Consider the following 18973-nt stretch of genomic DNA (forward strand, 5'->3'; position numbering starts at 1 on the left):
CAGCGCGGCGCTCCGGAGCGGCCGAGCGGCTCCCCGGCCGGGCCGCGGCCGCCCCGGCGGCCTTCCGAGGGCTACCCGCGCCCAGGGCGCTGACCCATGTTGCGCAGCGCGCGACGTGATGAGCGAGGGGCATCGTGTCCAGACGGAAGAGAAAACCTGGGGGAGCGAGCTCGGTGAGCCGTCGCGAGCGCGATGACGCGATGCGGGAGCGCGATGACGAGCGAGCTCGGCTCGCCGAACGCGACATGCACGGCACGCACGGAGAGGGGGCCTTCATCATGACCATGAGGACGAGCGGGCGGGCGGAGCACGACGCCACCGCAGGACACGCGGAGTCCGCGATCACCAACAGCCTGGAGCAGGTGCGCGACATCCTGTGCGGCGCCCAGTTCCGCGAGCTCGCTCGCCGGCTCTCGCACACCGACGCTCAGGTCGCCGCCCAGGCGGAGGAGCTGCGGAGTGAAGCGTGGCGGCGTCTGGACATGCTGGAGGCGCACATGCGCAGGGAGATCGAGGCGCTCGGCGCGTCGATCGAGGCCCAGCGCGCGGCCGCCGACGGCGCGCTCGGCAGCGCCTCCCGCGAGTCGCGGGAGGCGCTCGAGCTGATCGCGCAGCGGGTCCAGCGGCTGGAGGAGCTCGTGGCGCGCACGCAGCGCGAGCTCCGGCAGCAGATGCTCGACCAGTCCAAGGCGTTCGCCGACGAGGCGCGGCGCACGCGGAGCGATCTGAGCGCGATGCTCGAGCGCGAGCTGGCCGCCGTGTGGGCCGACGGCGCCGAAGCGCTCGCGCCGGACGCGCCGGCGCACGAGGCGGCCGCGGAGTCGGAGCGGTACCAGAGGGCGGAGCGCCGCTCGGACGAGGCAGCGTGAGGCGGCCGCGCCGCTCCGCCCAGCGGAGCGGGCGCGGCGGTCCGGGGAAGAACGATGCGAGAGCCGAGAGCGCGCCGCGAGGCGCCTCCGCCGAGAAAGACGCTCGAAGACCTCCGCCCCCTGCTCGTGGGCCCCGAGCAGCACCGGATCCAGCGGATCGAGGAGCGGCTGGACCAATCCATGGTCGAGATGGTCGCGGGGGCGCTGCCCGAGGCGGTGATCGAGAGCCGCAAGACGGGTGAGGCGCTCTCGTGGGCGCTGGAGCCGCTCCTCACCAGCGCGATCCAGGAGCGCGTGCGCCGGGACCCGGGGGCGTTCGCGGACGCGATCTCCCCCGCCATGGGGCCGGCCATCCGCAAGGCCGTGCGCTGCGCTCTCCGGGCGATGATCCAGCGCCTCAACGAGGCGGCCGCCCTCGGCCTGTCCTGGCGGAGCATGCGCTGGCGCGTCGAGGCGCGCCGCACGGGGCGCCCCTTCGCGGAGGTGGTGCTGCTCCGCTCGATGGTCTACCGGACCGAGCAGCTCTTCCTTGTCCACCGCGGGACGGGGCTCGTCCTCGAGCACCTCAGCGCCGACGAGATCCCCTACAGGGATCCCGATCAGGTCACGGCGATGCTCACCGCCATCGACGCGTTTGCCCACGACGCGTTCCGGACCGACGCGCGGCTGGAGCGCTTCCGCGTCGGCGATCTGACAGGGTGGGTCGAGCACGGCCCGTCGGCGCTCCTCGTGTCCATCGTGCGCGGCGTGGCGCCGCCCGCGTACGGGCTCGTCCTGTGCGAGACGCTGGAGCGCGTCCACCTCGCGTACGGCGGTGAGCTCGCCGGCTTCCGCGGCGATCGGACGCCGTTCTCGGGCGCCCGCGAGCTGCTCTCGCGCTGCTTCCAGCAGCAGCGCCAGCCGGTCCCGCGCCGAGCGCGGGCCGTGCTGATAGCGGCCGCCCTGCTGGCCGCGGTCGCCGCGGCCGCGCTCGTCTTCTCGGTGCGCGCCTCGCGGGAGGAGCAGCGCCGCGTCGACGGCTGGGGCGAGGCGCTGCAGCGCGAGCCCGGCCTGCTGGTCACCGCGGCGGAGCGGCGCGCCGGCCAGGTCGTGTTCACGGGCCTCCGCGACCCGCTCGCCGCGGACCCGAGGGCCGTGCTCGAGCGCGGCGGCCCCGTGCGCCAGGAGGTCATCCTGCGCTTCGAGCCCTTCGCCTCGCTCCATCCGCAGATCGTCGAGCGCCGGGTGGCGCGCGCGCTGGCGCCGCCGCCCGGGGTCACCCTGGCGCTGCGCGGCGGCGCCGTCGTGGCCAGCGGGGTCGCGCCCGAGCGCTGGATCGAGCGCGCGCGCTGGTCGGCGGCGGTGCTCCCCGGCGTCTCGGGGTTCGACGGCGAGGCCCTGACGGCGCAGGAGTCGATCGACCGCGCGCGCGCGGCGGCGCGCTCCCTCGAGGCGATGGAGCTCTTCTTCCGCCGCGGCGCCGCGCGGCTCTCCGGCGAGCAGGCCGCGCGCCTCGACGAGGTCGCGGCCGCTGCCGGGCGGCTGATCGCCCGCGCGCGCGAGGCCGGCATGACCGCCGAGATCCGCGAGATCGGCTATGCGGATCCCGTCGGATCGGACGCGTCGAACCGAGCGCTCAGCCAGGCCCGCGCGGAGCACGTCGCGGCCGAGCTCGTCGCGCGGGGGATCCCGGCCGATCGCCTGCGGGCGAGCGGCGGGGGAACGCGGCGCGAGGTCGTGCCCCCGTCCTGCGCCGGGGGCGCGGCGCGGGCCGGGTGCCTCGCCGGCGCGGCCGAGCGCCGCGCGCGCAGCGTGATCTTCCTTGTGGACCTGCGCGCGGAGAGCAAGGACTGAGTCATGGCGGAGAAACGCAAGGTCTGCGTGCTGGGCGCGACGGGGGTCGGCAAGACAAGCCTCGTCGCCCGCTTCGTGCGCAGCATCTTCTCCGAGTCTTACCGGACGACCATCGGCGTGACGATCGAGACACGGCGCGTGAGGTGCGATGAACGCGAGCTCGACCTCATCCTCTGGGACCTGAGCGGAGAGGACGAGTTCCAGGCCGTCCAGACGTCGTACCTGCGCGGCTCCGCGGGCTGGCTCCTCGTCGTCGACGGCACGCGGCGCCTCACGGCGGAGACCGGGCTCCGCCTCTACACCGCCGCGCGGACGATCGTCGGAGAGGTCCCGGCCGTCGTCGTCCTGAACAAGGCCGATCTCACCGCGGCGTGGGACATCGACGACGCCACCGAGTCCAGGCTGAGGAGGGCGGGCCTCTGGATCACGAGGACGAGCGCCAAGACCGGCGCCGGGGTCGAAGGCGCGTTCAACGCGCTGACGCGCGCCATGCTGGCGAGCGAAGCGCCTTCGTTGCGGGGTTGATGGACGTGGACACGTGGCTCCTCGCGGCGCTGGACAAGCTCGTCCTCGAGCGTTTGCACGACGGGACCTTTGTCATCCGCGGCGAGCCGCCGCCGTGGTTCCGAAGGCTCGGGTTCGCGCCGCCGTGGCGCGACTCGCCGCTCCCGATCGATCGCGCGCTGCCCTTTCTGGAGGTGTTCCTCCCCGAGGCGGAGCGGGCCTGGTCCGCGGAAGGCGCGCCGGGCGTGCAATCCGACTTCTGGACGCAGATGATCGGCGACGAGGCGCTCCACCTCGAGGCGACGGCGCTCCGCGTGGGCTCGTCGCGGCTGCTCGTGATCACCCGGAACGACGCGCTGTTCCAGGAGCGCCGCCGCGTCCTCCAGCGGGCGCGCGAGCTCCGCCTCGTCCACGAGGCGCTGTCGCGCGAGGTCGAGCGGAAGGATGTCCTCGTCCACTGCATCGTCCACGACCTCTCCGGCCCGCTGAACAGCCTCCTCGGCGCGCTGTCCCTGCTGGGAGAGCAGCCGCTCCCGGAGAAGAGCGGCGCGCTCGCCGCGGTCGCGCTGAAGGCCGCCCTGCGGCAGCGCGAGCTGATCCGGGAGATCCTCGACGTGTTCACCGCCGAGGGCCAGGCGTCCGACGCCTCCAGCGGCGACCTCGCCGCGGCGGTCGACGTGTGCGGCACCGTCGCTCGGGTCGTCGAGGCGCTCCTGCCCATGGCGCGCAGCCGGGGGGTGTGCCTGGAGGCGCCGCCGGAGATCGGCTGCGCGCGGACGTGCACCGTCGTCGGCGAGGAGCGCAGGCTCGCGCGCGTGGTCTCCAACCTCGTCGAGAACGCGCTCCGGTTCACGCCTCCGCGCAGGTCGGTGCGCGTCGCAGTGCACGATGAGCCCCGGTGGGCTCGCGTGACGGTGGAGGACGACGGGCCTGGCGTCTCCCCTGCCATCGCGCCGCGCCTGTTCCAGAAGTTCGCGCACGGCGGCGACCCCGGCGCGGGCAGCGGCCTCGGGCTCTATGGCGCCCGGATCGCGGTGGAGCGGTGGGGCGGGGCGATCGGGTACGAGGCGCGGCCGGAAGGAGGGGCGCGGTTCTGGCTCCGGCTGCGGCGCGTCGGCGCGGCGGGCGAGGCGGGTGGCGGCGAGGCGCAAGGGGAGTGATGCCATGGCCAAGCTCATGCTGGTCGACGATGACTCGGGGACGCTCGCGTGGATGGCCGAGGCGCTGCAAGGCGCGGCGTACGACGTCCGGACCGTGCGCGGCGGGAGCGCGGCGCTGGAGCTCCTCCGGACGTGGACGCCGGACCTCATCCTGGCCGATTTCCTGATGCCCGAGATGGATGGCTTCGCCTTCAACCGGCTGGTGCAGTCGCGCGAGCGGGTGCCCGTGATGCTCGTCTCCGTCGTGAACCAGCCGGCAGAGGCGATCCTGCGAGGGGTCGCCGGCTACGTGCGCAAGCCCGTCACCGCGGGGGAGCTCCGCGCCGCCGTCGAGCGCGTGCTCGGCGCCGTCGAGGGGGTCACCCTCCTCGTCGTGGACGACGACGCGGACATCCGGGCGTGCTACCGGCTGATCCTGGAGCCGCGCTTCAGCGTGCTCGAGGCCGAGAACGGGCGCGACGCCCTGGCGCTGCTCGCGCGCGAGCCCGTGGCGCTGGCCATCGTGGACGTCCACATGCCCGTCATGAACGGGGTGGAGTTCATCCGCGCGATGCGCGACGACGCGAGGTTCTGCACGATCCCGGTCGTGGTGCAGACGAGCGACCGGGCCGCCGCGCGCGCGCCCGTCTGGACCGATCTGCACGTGGCGCAGACGATCCTGAAGGACGAGTTCCTCGACTGGCTCATGACCCAGATCGACGCGCACCTCGCGCCGGCGTCGCCGCGCGAGGCCGAGCGCGCCTGGTCGACCGCGAGCCGGTGAGCGCCGGGCGCCGCTCCTTCGGCGAGCGCGAGCGCGGCCCGCCCGGGCGCCGTCAGCCCGGCGTCCACTGCGGGTTCGCGGTGAACAGCCCGGACCCGAAGCTGATGTCGTAGGCCAGGAACAGGCCGAACCCCACGCTGAGGAGGCTGGCCACGGCGCCGAAGGCGTAATGTATCCCGCTGGTGCGAGCGCGCGCGTAGGCGAACGGCAGCGCGAGCACCCCGGTGATGAGCGTCATCCCGGCGATCGTGCCCACGCCGAACAGCGCGATGTAGCCGATGCCCCACCGCGGGTCGCGCACCGTGGTGAGCACGAGGAGCGCCACCGCGGCCGAGCCCGCGAGGCCGTGGACCACGCCGATGAGCAGCGGCCGGAGGCTCGCATAGACGCGCGAACCGCCGAACACGCGGTCCGCCCAGCCGAGGTCGTGCCGGTGGCCGTCGTGGTGAGCAACATGCGCAACATGAGCAGCGTGCTCGACCGGAGCGACGTCGGGCGCCGGCGGCTCGCCCCGCCGGACCGCCCGGTAGAGCCGCGCCAGGTGGTACACCCCGAGGCCGATCAGCATCAGGGCGACCGCGAGCTCCATGGCCAGGCCGACGTGCGGTGGCACCACGAGCCCGAAGAGCAGGATGGCGCCGCCGATCACCATCAGCGTGAGCGTGTGGCCGACGCCCCACATCGCGCCGATCAGCAGCGCCGTCCCGAGGCTCCGCACCCGGCTCACGACGGTCGCCACCGCGATCACATGGTCCGCGTCGGTCGCGTGGCGCATCCCGAGAGAGAAGCCGAGGAGCAGCAGCGGAAACGCCGAGGCGAACATGTCCCTCTCGTAGCACGGACGGCGCGCATCGTGTCACGCTGTGCGTGGCCGCCTGCTTCCGCCTCCGGCCGGCTCGCTCCGGCCTGTCGCGGCGAGCGCCATTTCAGCTCAGCATGTCAGTTCGCGCGGTCTCGACTGAGCGCGTCGATGGCCTGCTGCATCCAGACCGCGTCTTCTTCGGCCTGCTTCAGGCCGTGCATCATCTGCTGGCGCAGCACACCCGTGGTCTGACGGATACCCCGCCGAAAGACATCGGCCGCGCGCTCGTGGACGACCTTGAGCCACGGGGCGAGGTCGCGCTTGTCGAGCGGCCCTGGAGCGTCCAGGACGGTGATGCAGGCATCGATGGCCTCGCGCATGGATCGGGACTCGAGCGCGTCGGCGAAAGCGGAGAACTGGAGCAGCGACTCTCGCAGCGCAGCGCGTCCGGTCGATGAGACTCTGTCTGTCATGGCCGCGCTCAGCCTACCACCTGGGCGACGCCTCCGCCCGTGCGCGCGCTGCGATTGCGCGTCAGCGCAGGCGGGATCGCCCCGCCGTCTCCAGCAACATCGCGAGCACGAGCGGATCGCCGAGGCCTTGCTCTGCGCCCATGTGCGCGCGGAGGCGCGACAGGCGCGCCGCGTCCTCCAGGAACAGCGGTTCGTTCAGCCGGGTCGCGGCCTCGTGCAGGATGCCCTCGCGCTCGGAGAGGAGCGCGGCGGCGCCGGCGCGATCGCCGCGCGCCACGCGGGCAGCGGCCTCCGCGAGCGACTCGCCCGCGGCGAAGCCCTGGAGCGCGCGCGTCATCGACGCGTCGATGGACGCCGCGCTGGCGGCGTCGCTGTCCGCATAGCGCACCTCGATGGGGATCTCCTCGATCACGTTCCTCTTGGCGAGCCGATCTTTGTACTTGAGCTCGACGATCGCGACGGCTCGCTTCCCCGCGCCGGGGCCGGCGCTCAGCTTGAGCAGCAGCGCGTGCCGATCATCGCGGGCGAACACGGGCATGAAGAAGCGCATGCCCCCCTCGGCGTCGTCGCGTCGGTCGGCCGCGATCCCGTCCCGCGACTGGGCGGCGACGTCGGCCGCGATCTCCTGGGCGCGGACGCGGGAGGCCTCGGCGCCGTCCAGCCGGCGCGAACCGTAGACGCGGAGCAGATCGACGCCCGCCTTCAGGCGCACGCGCACCTCGACCGCGGTCGCGACAGGGTCGAGGCGCTTGTCGAGCTCGGTCGACAGCGCGGGCGCGATCTGCTCCGGGTGTCGCAGGTAGTAGTAGCCGCCGGCCCCGTCGCTCGCGATCGAGCTCATGAGCTGGCCGTCGAAGTCCTCGCCGAGCCCGAGCGCGCTCGTCTGGATGCCGCGCTGGAAGGCGTCGAGGGCGAGCCACGCCAGGCGCTCGCGGTGGGTGAGGCCGCTCGTCGCCCGGCCGTCGGAGACGAGCAGCACCACGCGCACGGCGTCCTCGGGGATGCCCGGCCGGCTCGCCTGCGCGTAGCCCAGCGAGAGCCCCGCGCCGAGGTTGGTGCCGCCGCCCTCGCGGAGCCCCTCGATGGCGCGGCGGATCGCCGCGCGGCGCGGGCCGACGGGGCCGTCCTCGATCACCACCTCGGCGTCGCTGGAGAAGGCGGTGAGCGAGAAGTCGTCGGTCGGCGCGAGCCGATCGACGAGCGCCTGCGCGGCGCGGCGGGCGCTGTCGATCGGCGCGCCGGCCATCGAGCCGCTCGTATCGAGGACGAGGTGCACCGAGAGGTGCGGCCGCGCGGGCGCCGCCGCCGCCGCGGAGCGGAGCGCGAGGCGCAGGTGGAAGGCGCCGCCGCCCGGGCCGAGCGCGGCGCGCTCCAGGTCGGCGCGCAGGCCGAGCGCCTTGTCCGGGGCGAGCGGCACCTCCGGGGCGTAGCGGGCGGCGACGTCGCCGACGAGCTCGCGCTCCGCCGCGGGCACGACGCCGCGCGCGAGGGCGGCCTCGAACGCGGCGAGGTGACCGCCCCCGGGCCGGTACGTGGTGGCGAAGCGGCCGTTCGGATCGAGGGCGACCTCGGGCTCCGGCGCGTAGGCGGCCGCGCTCCGCGCCGAGACCGGCGGCGAGTAGGCGAAGGCGCGCCCGTGGCCGCTCCCGAAGCCCTGGCCCGACCCGGCGCCCGCGCCGTGCCCGAGCGTCCCGATGGATCCGGGCCCGAGCGGCGCGCTCTCGCCGGCGAGGCCCCCGTAGCCGGCGAGGGGGAGGCCCGCGCCGCCTGCGGGCGACGCGGCGCCGTCGAGCCCCCACGGCGCCGTGGGGGCGCCCGGATCGCCGCCGCCCCCGGCGTTGAGCAGCCCGATCATCCCGAACTCGGCCGAGTCGCGCAGCGCCTCCTGCCGCGTCACGTGCGGATCGGGGCTGTCGCTCGGGCCCTGGACCCCCCACCTGTTCCCCGTCGCCAGCGCGCGCGGCGTGGACGACGATGGGTGGCCCATCGACCCTTCCTCGCCCTTGGCTCGCGTCCCTGTGCCGCCCTCCTTCGCGTCGGAGGCGGGCTCGCCCTCGCGCTCGAGCGCCGCGCCCAGCTCGCGCTCATCGGCGGACGCGAGGTACTGCTGCACGAGCGCGATCCGATCCGCGCTCATGCCCGTGGACGGGTCGACGAGGGGCGGCGCCCAGCGAGCGAGGGCGCCGAGGAGCCCGAGGTGCAGGGCCGCCGAGACGGCGTGGAGGGCGAGGCTCTTCCGGCTCACGAGCGAGCGGCCCACGCGCTCGCCGGCGGCGGCATCGGCGCGGATCTGGATCCGCACGCCCGCGATCTCGACGTCCACGCGGCCCTGCGCGGGCAGGGGCACGAGCGTGGCCCCGGGGATCGCCGCGCGCGCCGCGCGCTCCACGCCGACATGCAGCTCCCGCGCCGCGGCCGCGGACAGCGGCGCGCCGCCGGGGGTGAGCGAGAGCGTCCCCGTCGCGGCGCCCAGCAGGACGAAGCCGACGCGCCCGGCGCCGTCGACCTCGAGGAGCGGCGCGCGGCGCGCGCCGAGCAGGCGCCCGGGGAGGAAGCAGTCGCACGGGCGACCGTCGTCGCGCCCCTCGCCGACGTCGAACGCGCGCGGCGGCGTCAGGTGCTGGACGAAGAGCACGGTCGTGCCCCAGGAGATGACGATCTCCACGGAGCGCACCGGCCCCTCGGCCTCGCCGGCGCTCGCCGCGTCGGGCTGCCTCGCGGCGGTGAGGTTCGGATCGGTGGCGGCGCCGCCATCCACGGCGTCCGTCGTGTTCGCGCTGGGCATAGATCTCCCCTGTGCGCCGCGCGGAGCGGCGCGCTCACGTCTCCTGGAACCGCGCGGAAGACGCGCGGATCCGCGTCCTTCAGGCGGGCGCTCGGCCGCGCTGGCCGGCTGTCCGTCGTGCCTGCGGAATGACAGCGGCGGCGCGGCGAGGTTCCGGGGGCGAGGGGGGTTGGGTGAGGCGGGGGCGCTGCCCCCGCGATGGCCTGCTCGAGGACGGCGTGGTACCGCCCGCTGGGCGTAGCGATATCGTCGCGGTCGTCGCGGTCGTCGCGGTCGTCGCGGTCGGCCATGCCGCCGCCGCGCCCAGCCCGGCGGAGCGCAGGGCCGGAAGCAAGGTCACGAGGTGGATTCGATGAAGGACGCAACCAGGGTGGATCCCTCTCCCCACGTCGAGCTACCCCCCGTCCCGCAGCTCCCTGGCGGCCCCGACCCGGCGCAGCCGGTGCCGCGATCGCCGGTCGAGGGCGTCGATCTCCCCACCTACGCGCGCATCTCCGCCGAGCTCGCCGAGGCGCCTGCCGAGCGGGCCAGCGTCCTCTCCTCGCACGGGCTCGACGAGATCCGCTGGATGGACGTCGAGAGGACGTGGCTGCTCCGCGTCGCGACCGCCGCGCTCAAGGCGGATCTCTCGCTCGGGCAGGATCTCGACCGCGCCTACGCCGCGGCGCAGGCGGCGCTCGGCCCACCTGCGCCCGCGATGCCGCTCGAGGACTACGCGCGCCTCGCCGCGCGCATCGAGGCGGGCGAGCCGCCGGGCGTCGTGCTCGCGGGCGCCGGGCTCTCGCTCGCAGCCTACGCCCGGCTCCAGCGCGCCTGGACGGCGCGGCTCGCGGCCGACCCGGCGCTCGCGCGGACCTACCGCGCGATGGTGGCCGCGGCGCGGCCCGGGCCGGACGCGCCCAGGTGAGCCGCCGGCGCGCCGGCGGCTCACCGCGCCGCGCCCGTCAGACCTCGACCTCCTCCGCCGGCGGCGAGAGCGCTTGCAGCACCTCGAAGAACCGCCTGGCTTGCTCCGGGGCCGCCGCCATCGCGCGCGCGAAGTGGCGCGAGAGGCGGAGGTAATCGGCGGTCGACAGCCCGCGCGCCGCGAGCGGCTGCGCCGGCGAGCCGGCCGCCTGGATCGCGGCGACCAGCGCCGCATACCCCTCGACGTCCATCGCCGGCAGCGGCCTGAGCGCGTCCTGCGCCTTCGAGAAGGCGTCCGAGTAGACGAGGGGGATGCGCGCGCGCTCGGCGTGGTCCATCACGTCGTCGCCCATGCGCTGCGTCCAGTACAGCGTCACCTCGTGCCACTGCGCCTCCGTGAGCCCGCGCGCCTCGAGCAGCCGCGCGAGCGCGCGGTCTCCCTCGGCGATCTCGGCGGAGATCTGCGCGTGATCGAACAGCGTCACGCCGTGCGGCGCGCCGCGCGCCGCCGTCTCCTCGTCGTCCTCGTCCCTTCCTCCCGCCGGCACCCGGGCATCGTCGCCGCCCTCACGGCCCGCGTCCAGCCCGGGCCGGCGCCGCTGCCCGCGAGGGCGCGCTCAGGGCGCCATCGTGAACTGCAGGTCGGGCAGCATGGCGTTGAGCTCGTTGAGGACGACCTGGATATGGCGGCTGCGCACCTGACGGCCGATGTTCATCAGGCTGTCGGTATCGGCGAGGTGCGCGTGCCCGGCGCTGTATTCGTCGTCCACCGGCAGCGCGCTGCCGGCTGCCGTCGGCAGCGTGTGCCCGAACTCGTGCGGCAGGGTGTAGAACCGGTTTCTCGTTTGATTCGCGGCGTTCCCGACCGCGTGCGGGATCCCGTCGAGGTGATCGAGCTGGATCTGGCGCGCGCCGAAATCGACCCAGCTCCGCGGCGAGGGGGTCCCCGGCGCGAGCTTCTTCACGTTGACCGTCCAGTGGCCCCCGGAGAGGACCCACCGAACGTCGAACTCGACGGGGAGGTCGCGCGCTGGATTGGACAGCGGGTGCGCGCCCGTCGGCCGGACCCGGAGGCGGCGGCTCCACGTGCCCCAGACGTGCCTGTCGACGGTGCCGTGGAACCGCCGCCGCTCCCTCAGGGTCCACGGCTGGGCGCCGGGGTCGATTTGCCAGACATAGCGCCACTCTTCCTGGACGAAGATGTGCCCGGTTCGCGTATCGAGATCGATGACTCCCCAGGTCGCGCGGCGGACGATGTGGCCCATAGCGACATCGATGGTAGCGCCGGCCCTGCCTCCGGGTCGATCGCCTCGCGGCGCGCCCTGCGCCCGGGGCCTGGCCGGGGTTGAACGGCGCGGGGCGACACGGGCAGCATGGCGTCATGCAGGTGCGCTGACGTCCGGCCGATCTGGAAATATCCCTGGATGAAACCTGCCGTTGCCGGTGTCGTGCGCGCCATTCGACGGGTGCGTGGCGGCGCGCGCCTCGTGTATCCTCGGGTGGATAGCGCGGGGCGCGAGGCTTCTTCAGGAACACAGGAGGACCGCATGACGGTGCGAGCGAAGCGGGCTGCGGCGGTGCGAGCGATCGACGTTCCTCCCCGCCGGGCGGGCGCGCCGGCCGCGGATGCGCCGCCCGCATCGCAGGAGCAACCGGCGCTCGCCGGGCTCCTCGCCGCGCGGCTCGTCGCCTTCGACGCGCAGGCCCGCACGGCCCGGCTGTCGCTCGGCGGCGCCGAGATCGATGCGGTGCTCGACGAGGCGCTCTCGCCGGCCGTGCTCGCCACGGCGCTCGTCCGCGGCGAGCGGCTCGTCGTCCAGCGCGAAGGCGAGGGCTGGGTCGTGCTCGGCGCCCTGCGCACCGCGCCCACGCCCGGCGTCGACGAGGGGGACGAGTTCCTCATCAAGGCGCGCCGCGTGCTCGTCGCCGCAGAGCACGAGTTCGCGATCGCGAGCGGCGCGGCGAGCCTGGTCGTCCGCGCCCATGGGCTCATCGAGACCCTCGCGCACGACATCACCGCGCGGGCCTCGGGCATCCACAAGATCGTCGGCCGCATCATCCGGCTCAACTGAGGCTGACGGTGGAGCAGCTCCTCTCGCTCTCCCTCGAGTGCGGCGCGATCCCGGGCGGCCTCGCCGCGACCTCCGCGGTCGTCGTGGAGGCAATCTCGCAGCCGACCCACGCCACGGTCGAGCTCGTCGGCCCCGACGACCTCGACCTCGAGCGGCCCGTCGGCGAGAAGGCCCACCTCTCCCTCGCCATCGACGGCGCGCCGGTGCGCCATTTCCACCTCGTCGTGTCCGCGGTGCGGTTCGACGGCGTGCAGCACGGCCATCAGCGTCGCTATGTCGTCGAGCTCGTCCACGAGCTCGCGCTCCTGTCCCTGCGCAGCGACGTGCGCATGTTCCAGGAGAAGGACGCGAAGGCGATCGTGTCCGAGGTGCTCGAGGGCGCCGGCGTCCCCGGCAGCGACGTCGCGTGGTCGCTGCAGCGCGCGCTCGGCGAGCGCACGTACTGCGTCCAGTACCGCGAGACGGACCTGAACTTCGCCTCGCGGCTGCTGGAGCACGAGGGCATTCATTACTTCATCCACGACGACAGCGGCGGGACGCACGTCACCTTCGCCGACGCGCAATCGAGCTTCCCGCCCATCGAGGGCGTCGCGCAATGGTCCATCGTCGAAGGGCGCGAGCACGGCGCGGGAGTGCTCGATTTCGAGCTGGAGACGATCGCGACGCCCGAATCGGCGGCCGTCGGCGATTACAACTTCGAGACGCCGCAGATCGACCTCACGTCGTCCCACGCCGGCGCGGCGTCGCCGCGCGGCGAGCGCTTCGAGTACGCCGCCGGCCACAGGACGCCGGACGAGGGCGCGGCGCTCGCGAAGATCCGCTGCGAGGAGCTCCTCGCCCGGGCCCGCGTCGGCACCGGCCACAGCGATCGCTGGACGTTCCGCGCCGGCTCGTGGTTCGAGCTCGAGAACACGGCCGCCGCGTACCTGTCGCAGAAATACCTGCTCACCTCGGTGCGGCACGAGATCGTAATCCGCGGGCTCGACGGCGACGACAGGCGCTCTTATATCAACCGCTTCACCGCCACCCCGCACGCGGCCACGTTCCGCGCGCCGCGGGCCGCCGCGCGCCCGCGGCTCCGGGGCGCGCACGCCGCGGTCGTCACGGGGCCCGGCGGCGAGATCCACACCGACCAGCTCGGCCGCATGAAGGGCAAGTTCTTCTGGGACCGCCTGGGGAAGGACGACGACACGAGCTCGTGCTGGATGCGCGTCGTCCAGCTCCCCATCGGCGGATCCATGGCCCTCGCGCGGATGACCTGGGAGATGTCGATCGTCTATTTCGACGGCGATCCCGACCGGCCCATCGCCGTGAGCCGGATGTACAACGCCGAGAAGGCGTCGCCCTACGCCTATCCGGCCGCGAAGACGCGGATGGCGCTCCAGACCGCGTCGAGCCCGGCGAGCGGCAAATCCAACGAGATCCGGATGGAGGACGGCGGCGGTGGGCAGGAGTTCTTCGTCAACGCATCGAAGGACTTCGACGGGCAAACGAACAACAACAAGACCGAGAAGGTGGGCGTCGACGAGCAGGTGGAGGTGGGCGTCGACGAGGAGATCACGATCGGCGCGAGCCAGACCGTGTCGATCGGAGCGAACCAGACCGCCACCGTGGGCGCCGACCAGGGCGTCCAGATCAAGAGCGATCGCACGGTGTCGATCGGGGCGTCCGAGACCGTGTCGGTGAGCGGCAACATCAGCCAGCTCATCGCGGGCAGCGACACCGAGACGACCGGGGGCAGCCACACGACGCTCGCGGCGCTCGGCATCGACAAGACGGCCACGTCGAGCTACGCGCTCACGGTCGGCGGGTCGATGATCTCGGCGGCCGGCATGGGCGTCTCGGTCGCGGTGGCGGGCGCCAAGTCCGAGACGGTCGGCGGCGCGAAGATCACCGCGTCGGGCAGCTCCGTCACCGAGTCCGTCGTCGGCGCCTACGCCGCGACGGTCGGCGGCGCGTGCGTGCACGCCGCGGCCGCGAACCGGGTCGCCGGCACGAAGGGCCCCGCGGCGGTGACGGTCGGCGGCCTGGCGTCGATGAACGCCGCGGGCAAGATCGCGATCAAAGGGAAGAAGATCAACCTCCTCGTCGGCGGGGTGGCGAACCTGCTCGGCGGCGGCGGCGTGCTCACGCTCACGCCCGCCTCCGCGAGCTTCGCGGGCCTCATCACCCTCGACGCCTCGGGGAGCATCAAGATCTCCGGCAACCCGAACCTGGTGGGCTGATGGCGCGCGTCGTGGAGCTCTCCGTGGACGGCGCCGCGCTCGAGGTCGCGCGGCTGACGGGCACCGTCGCGCTGTCCTGCCCCTACGAGCTCTCGGCCGACGTGTTCACGCAGGGCGGCGCGCCGCTCCCCGGCGATCTCCTGGGCAAGCCCTACGAGCTCGTGCTCACCGACGGCTTCGGCGCGGCGCTGCCCGTCCGCGGGGTGGTCCTCTCGGCCGTCCGCCACGTCGGCGACGTCGTGGAGGGCGCGCGGCTCGAGCTCACGCTGGGCTCGCCCGTCGCGGCGCTCACGATCGGGCGCGACAGCCGCGTGTTCCAGGAGATGACGGTCGTCGAACTCGTGAAGCAGGTCCTCGCGCGCGGCGAGGTGACCGACGTCGAGTGGCGCACGAGCGCGGCGTACGCGAAGCGGCCGTACACCGCGCAGTACCGGGAGAGCGACTGGGACTTCGTCCAGCGGCTCCTCGACGAGGAGGGCATCTATTACTGGTTCGAGCACGAGGGCGGCGCGACGAAGCTCGTCTTCGGCGACGACTCGACCGGGGCGGCGCCGATCGACGGCGGCGCGGAGCTCTCGTACCGGGACGACGCGTTGCTGCTCGAGGCGGAGGGCGCCGTCTACCGGGTGACGAAGCGCGCCGCCGTGACCCACGAGTCGGTCCGCCTCCGCGACTACAACCACGAGAAGCCGCGTCTCCGCCTCGACGAGAAGGCCGGCAGCGGCGCGCGCGAGCTCTACGACTTCCCGGGGCGGTTCGCGGTGCCGGGCGACGGGGAGCGCCGCGCGCAGGTCCGGCTGGAGTCGCTGCGCGCGCGCCGCGTCGTCGTCGCAGGCGAGACGACCACGACGCGGCTGCGCGTCGGCCGCACCTTCGATCTCGCGGAGCACCCGGTGGAGGGGCTCGACGGCAGCTACCTCGTCGAGCGCGTCACGTACATCGTCTCGGACCAGCGCGGCGCGTCGGCCGGCGAGAGCGAGCCGGTCCGCCTCGCGTGGGTCGCGATCCCGAAGGCGACGCCGTACCGCGCGCCGCGCCGCGGGCCGGTCACGCGCGATCCGGCCGGCCCGGAGACCGGCGTCGTCGCGGGCGCGCCGGGCGAGGAGATCCACCCCGACAAAGCCGGCCGCGTCCGCGTGCAGTTCTACTGGGATCGCGAGGGCCAGCGCGACGACAAGGCGTCGACGTGGATGCGCGTCGGCCAGTTCGCGCTCGGCGGCTCGATGGTCCTGCCGCGCGTCGGCTGGGACGTGCTCGCGCACCACGCCGAGGGCGACATCGATTCCCCCTACGTGAGCGCGCACCTCTACGACGGGCGGTTCCCCGTCCCGTACGGCCTGCCCGGCAACAAGACGCGAACCGCGTGGCAGACCGCGACGACGCCGGGCGGCGGCTCGTCGAACGAGATCCGGTTCGAGGACAAGAAGGGCAGCGAGGAGATATTCATCAACGCGTCGAAGGACATGAACGTCGTCGTCGGCGACAACAGGATGGAGAAGGTCGGCGTCGACCTGGAGGAGACGATCGGCGCGAACCTCGACGTGAAGGTCGGCTCGAACCGCAAGGTCGGCGTCAAGTCGAACCAGGACGTGACCATCGGCGCCGCGGAGTCGCTCACCGTGTCGGGCGGCCGGTCGGTGGTCGTCGGCGGCTCCGAGGCGACGACGGTGGGCGCCTCGCGCAGCGTCACCGCGATCATGGGGTCGAGCCTCGACGCCAAGGGGGGCCGCACGGTGACGATCGGCGGGACGATGATGGCGATCTCGGCGCTCGGCGTGAACCGCCTCGTGCTCGGCACCGCGAACGTCACCGTGGGCGGCGCGTGGGTCAGCGCCGCGGCGACCGGGCTCGCGACCCTGACGGGCGGCGCGTGCGCCGAGACGGTCGGCGGCGCCAAGATCAACGCGGGCGCCGCCGGCTGCGCCGTCTCGGTGAAGGGCGCGGCCGCCGAGACGGTCGGCGGCGCCTACGTGATCGCCGCCGGATCGAACGTGGGCGAGAGCGCGACGTCGCGGCTCGCCTTCACGGTCGGCGGCGCGATGCTGGCGAACGCGCCGACGATCGAGATCGAGGCCGAGAGCGAGATCTCGCTCCGCGTCGGGGGCGCGTCGCTCACCATCAAGCCGTCGAGCGTCGAGGTGAAGGCGCCCGCGATCGCCGCGCCCGGCGCGACGATCACGAAGAAGGCCTCGAAGATAGAGCACAACGGATGAGCGACGCGACCTCCCTCCACCAGGCGTTCTTCGCGGCCGAGGGGCTGCCGCCGGAGCTCGCGCGCGTGCGCAGCATCGTCGCCCACGAGGGGCTGAGCTTCTCGTACCAGGTCGAGGTCGAGCTCGAGCTCTCCGCGCCCGACGTCGACCCCGGTGGCTGGATCGGCGGGGGCGCGACGGCGATCGTCGCGGCCGGCGAGGGCGGCGCGCCGCGGCTCTTCTGCGGCATCGTCACGCGCGTGCGCGAGCGCGCGAGCCGCAGCCAGGCGCGCCGGATCGCGGCCACGCTCGAGTCGCCGCTCGCGGTCCTCCGGTGGACCACGGATCACCGCATCTTCCAGGAGCAGACGACGCAGGAGATCGTGACGGCGCTGCTCGAGGAGCGAGGCCTCGACGCGTCGCGCTGCCGCTGGCGGCTCTCGGGCAGCTACCCGAAGCGCGAGGTGTGCACGCAGTTCGGCGAGGACACGTTCACCTTCGTCTCCCGCATCCTCGAGGAGGACGGCATCTTCTATTTCCACGAGCACGGCGACGACGGCGCGATCGTCGTCTTCGGCGACTCGAGCGCGGCGTACACGGAGCCGCAGCCGCCCGCGGAGGTCCCGTTCCGGCCCGAGAGCGGGCTCACCTCGGGTTACGCCGTCACCGCGCTCGCGCTGTTCGAGCGCGCCCGCCCGGCCAAGGTCACGCTCCGGGATCACGACTTCAAGAAGCCCGCGCTCGACCTCGAGGCCACGGCGAGCGGCAAGGCGCCGCTCGGCCGCGAGCACTACGATTACCCCGGCCGCTACGTCGACCCCGCGGAGGGCGCGCGGCGCGCGCGGATCCGCCTCGAGGCGCTCGATGCCGCGTCGCAGGGCGCGCGGGGCGCGGGCACCGTGACCTCGCTCGCGCCGGGCCACACCGTGACGCTCGCGGAGGTGCCGGAGCAGGCGCTCGAGGGCGAGTGGGTCGTCCGCGAGATCGAGCACGTGTGGGAGGACGCGCCCGCGGCGGGCCCCTCGCCCGGGGCGGGCTCCTACAGGAACCACTTCCACCTCCTGCCGAAGGACCTCCCGTTCCGGCCGCCCGCGTCGGCGCCGGAGTGCGACGTGCCGGGGCCGCAGCTCGCGACCGTGACCGGCCCCGCGGGCGAGGAGATCCACACCGACGCGTTCGGGCGAGTGAAGGTGCAGTTCCCCTGGGACCGGCGCGGCACGGGCGACGACAAGAGCTCGTGCTGGGTGCGCGTCGCGCAGATGCACTCGAGCGGCGCGGTGGCGATCCCGCGCGTCGGCTGGGAGGTCGTCGTCGATTTCGAGGGCGGCGACCCGGACCGGCCGATCGTCCTCGGCCGCGTCTACAACGGCAAATACGGCCCGCCGTACAAGCTCCCCGACAGCAAGACGCAATCGGCGCTGCAGTCGTCGGTGAGCCCGGGTGGCGGAGGATACAACGAGATCCGCATGGAGGACGGCGGCGGCAGCGAGCACGTCCATGTCTACGCGGAGAAGGATCTCAACGCCGTCGTCGCCAACAACAAGACGGAGAAGGTCACGAACGTCGCGACGCTCGGCGTCGGATCGAACCACAAGCAGACGGTGGGCGCGAACGTCACGCTGGACGTCGGCGCGCAGGAGGGGACGGAGATCGGCGGATCGCAGACGATCTCGATCGGCGCGGCGCGGACCGAGACCGTGAGCGGCGACGAGAAGGTCGATGTCAAAGGCTCGCGCTCGCTCACGATCGGCGGCAGTCACACGACGATGACGCCCATGTCGGTGAGCGCAAGCACGCCGGCCTCGTTCAGCGAGACGGTCGGCGGAAGCGCGATCGAGGCGGCCGCGCTCGGCGTCGGGATGGCGGTCGCCGGCGTCGCCAGCATCACCGTGGGCGGCGCCGAGATCGCGGCGTGCGCGACCGGCGCGAGCTCGTTCACGCTCGGCGCGCACGCGACGACCGTGGGCGGCGCCTTCATCTCGGCGAGCGGCAAGGACGTCGCGCTCAACGTCGGCGGCGCCAAGGCCACGACCGTCGGCGGCGTCTGGGCGGCGCAGGCCGGCGGCGATATCGCCATCTCGAGCGGCTCGACGCTCAACATCACCGTCGGCGGCGCGCTGTCGATGAACGCCGCCTCGATCGCGCTCAAGGTCGGCGGGTCCAACGTGACGATCTCCGCCGGCTCCGTCGTCATCAAGTCCTCCACGATCAAGCTCACCGCGACCGGACCTCAGCCCGAGCTCGCCCCCATGGTGGCGGACAAGTAATGGCTGCCCCCCAAGCAGGGGAGCCTCGATCCGCAGGTGCTCGATGTGGTCTTCGTCGCACGTGAAGAGCTGAACGCCGCGGCCGTCCACGGGGGGGCGAGGGTTCCGCGACGGCCTCCTGA

15 protein-coding genes are annotated in these 18973 nt (G+C 73.8%); 10 read left to right on the top strand and 5 right to left on the bottom strand.

Annotation, left to right across the window (positions count from 1 at the left end; translation table 11 throughout):
* Positions 1 to 173: 173 nt before the first annotated feature.
* The 5 genes from ACSRUE_RS19175 to ACSRUE_RS19195 are packed head-to-tail and all read left to right on the top strand — an operon-like array spanning position 174 to position 5129.
* Entirely contained in the window at positions 174 to 869 is a 696-nt protein-coding gene (locus ACSRUE_RS19175) for a hypothetical protein (protein ID WP_441292239.1), read from the top strand.
* 54 nt (positions 870 to 923) lie between these two features.
* Positions 924 to 2702: an OmpA family protein gene (locus tag ACSRUE_RS19180; protein WP_441292240.1), complete on the top strand. Its 1779-nt coding sequence runs from the start codon at positions 924 to 926 to the stop codon at positions 2700 to 2702.
* Between the two features lie 3 nt (positions 2703 to 2705).
* On the top strand, positions 2706 to 3227 hold the full coding sequence (locus ACSRUE_RS19185; RefSeq protein ID WP_441292241.1) for a Rab family GTPase: 522 nt from the start codon (positions 2706 to 2708) through the stop codon (positions 3225 to 3227).
* Positions 3227 to 4366 (top strand): ATP-binding protein, encoded by a 1140-nt coding sequence (locus ACSRUE_RS19190; RefSeq protein ID WP_441293105.1) that lies wholly within the window; start codon positions 3227 to 3229, stop codon positions 4364 to 4366. Before ACSRUE_RS19185 ends, ACSRUE_RS19190 begins: the two co-directional genes overlap by 1 nt.
* A gap of 4 nt (positions 4367 to 4370) precedes the next feature.
* Positions 4371 to 5129 carry a response regulator gene (locus ACSRUE_RS19195; protein ID WP_441292242.1) on the top strand — a complete coding sequence of 253 codons (759 nt, stop codon included), beginning with the start codon at positions 4371 to 4373 and terminating at the stop codon, positions 5127 to 5129.
* A 52-nt stretch (positions 5130 to 5181) separates the two neighbouring features.
* Here the strand turns inward: ACSRUE_RS19195 and ACSRUE_RS19200 are convergent, their stop codons facing one another.
* The 3 genes from ACSRUE_RS19200 to ACSRUE_RS19210 all read right to left on the bottom strand — a co-directional run bounded on the left by ACSRUE_RS19200 (position 5182) and on the right by ACSRUE_RS19210 (position 9189).
* Positions 5182 to 5952, bottom strand: coding sequence for a high-affinity nickel-transport family protein (locus ACSRUE_RS19200; RefSeq protein WP_441292243.1), 771 nt, complete (start codon positions 5950 to 5952; stop codon positions 5182 to 5184).
* A 116-nt stretch (positions 5953 to 6068) separates the two neighbouring features.
* Positions 6069 to 6311: a hypothetical protein gene (locus ACSRUE_RS19205; RefSeq protein WP_231864310.1), complete on the bottom strand. Its 243-nt coding sequence runs from the start codon at positions 6309 to 6311 to the stop codon at positions 6069 to 6071.
* A gap of 154 nt (positions 6312 to 6465) precedes the next feature.
* Positions 6466 to 9189, bottom strand: a complete 2724-nt coding sequence (locus ACSRUE_RS19210; protein ID WP_441292244.1) for a vWA domain-containing protein — start codon at positions 9187 to 9189, stop codon at positions 6466 to 6468.
* Positions 9190 to 9541: 352 nt separating this feature from the next.
* Here ACSRUE_RS19210 and ACSRUE_RS19215 point away from each other — a divergent pair, with 352 nt between their 5' ends.
* The gene (locus ACSRUE_RS19215) at positions 9542 to 10096 is read left to right on the top strand and encodes a hypothetical protein (RefSeq protein ID WP_441292245.1); all 555 of its coding nucleotides are present in this window, start codon (positions 9542 to 9544) and stop codon (positions 10094 to 10096) included.
* 37 nt (positions 10097 to 10133) lie between these two features.
* On the opposite strand, the gene ACSRUE_RS19220 is transcribed toward ACSRUE_RS19215, so the two are convergent.
* Positions 10134 to 10643, bottom strand: a complete 510-nt coding sequence (locus ACSRUE_RS19220; protein ID WP_441292246.1) for a hypothetical protein — start codon at positions 10641 to 10643, stop codon at positions 10134 to 10136.
* A 69-nt stretch (positions 10644 to 10712) separates the two neighbouring features.
* On the bottom strand, positions 10713 to 11360 hold the full coding sequence (locus ACSRUE_RS19225; protein WP_441292247.1) for a hypothetical protein: 648 nt from the start codon (positions 11358 to 11360) through the stop codon (positions 10713 to 10715).
* 282 nt (positions 11361 to 11642) lie between these two features.
* On the opposite strand from ACSRUE_RS19225, the gene ACSRUE_RS19230 reads away from it, so the two are divergent.
* The 4 genes from ACSRUE_RS19230 to ACSRUE_RS19245 are packed head-to-tail and all read left to right on the top strand — an operon-like array spanning position 11643 to position 18851.
* Entirely contained in the window at positions 11643 to 12167 is a 525-nt protein-coding gene (locus ACSRUE_RS19230) for a hypothetical protein (RefSeq protein WP_441292248.1), read from the top strand.
* Between the two features lie 8 nt (positions 12168 to 12175).
* Positions 12176 to 14392: a type VI secretion system Vgr family protein gene (locus tag ACSRUE_RS19235; RefSeq protein ID WP_441292249.1), complete on the top strand. Its 2217-nt coding sequence runs from the start codon at positions 12176 to 12178 to the stop codon at positions 14390 to 14392.
* Positions 14392 to 16605, top strand: a complete 2214-nt coding sequence (locus ACSRUE_RS19240; protein ID WP_441292250.1) for a type VI secretion system Vgr family protein — start codon at positions 14392 to 14394, stop codon at positions 16603 to 16605. The genes ACSRUE_RS19235 and ACSRUE_RS19240 overlap by 1 nt, the downstream gene beginning before the upstream one ends.
* Positions 16602 to 18851: a type VI secretion system Vgr family protein gene (locus tag ACSRUE_RS19245; protein WP_441292251.1), complete on the top strand. Its 2250-nt coding sequence runs from the start codon at positions 16602 to 16604 to the stop codon at positions 18849 to 18851. Before ACSRUE_RS19240 ends, ACSRUE_RS19245 begins: the two co-directional genes overlap by 4 nt.
* The last annotated feature ends 122 nt before the right edge of the window (positions 18852 to 18973 follow it).

Source organism: Sorangium sp. KYC3313 (assembly GCF_052075895.1).
Classification (GTDB): domain Bacteria; phylum Myxococcota_A; class Polyangia; order Polyangiales; family Polyangiaceae; genus Sorangium; species Sorangium cellulosum_B.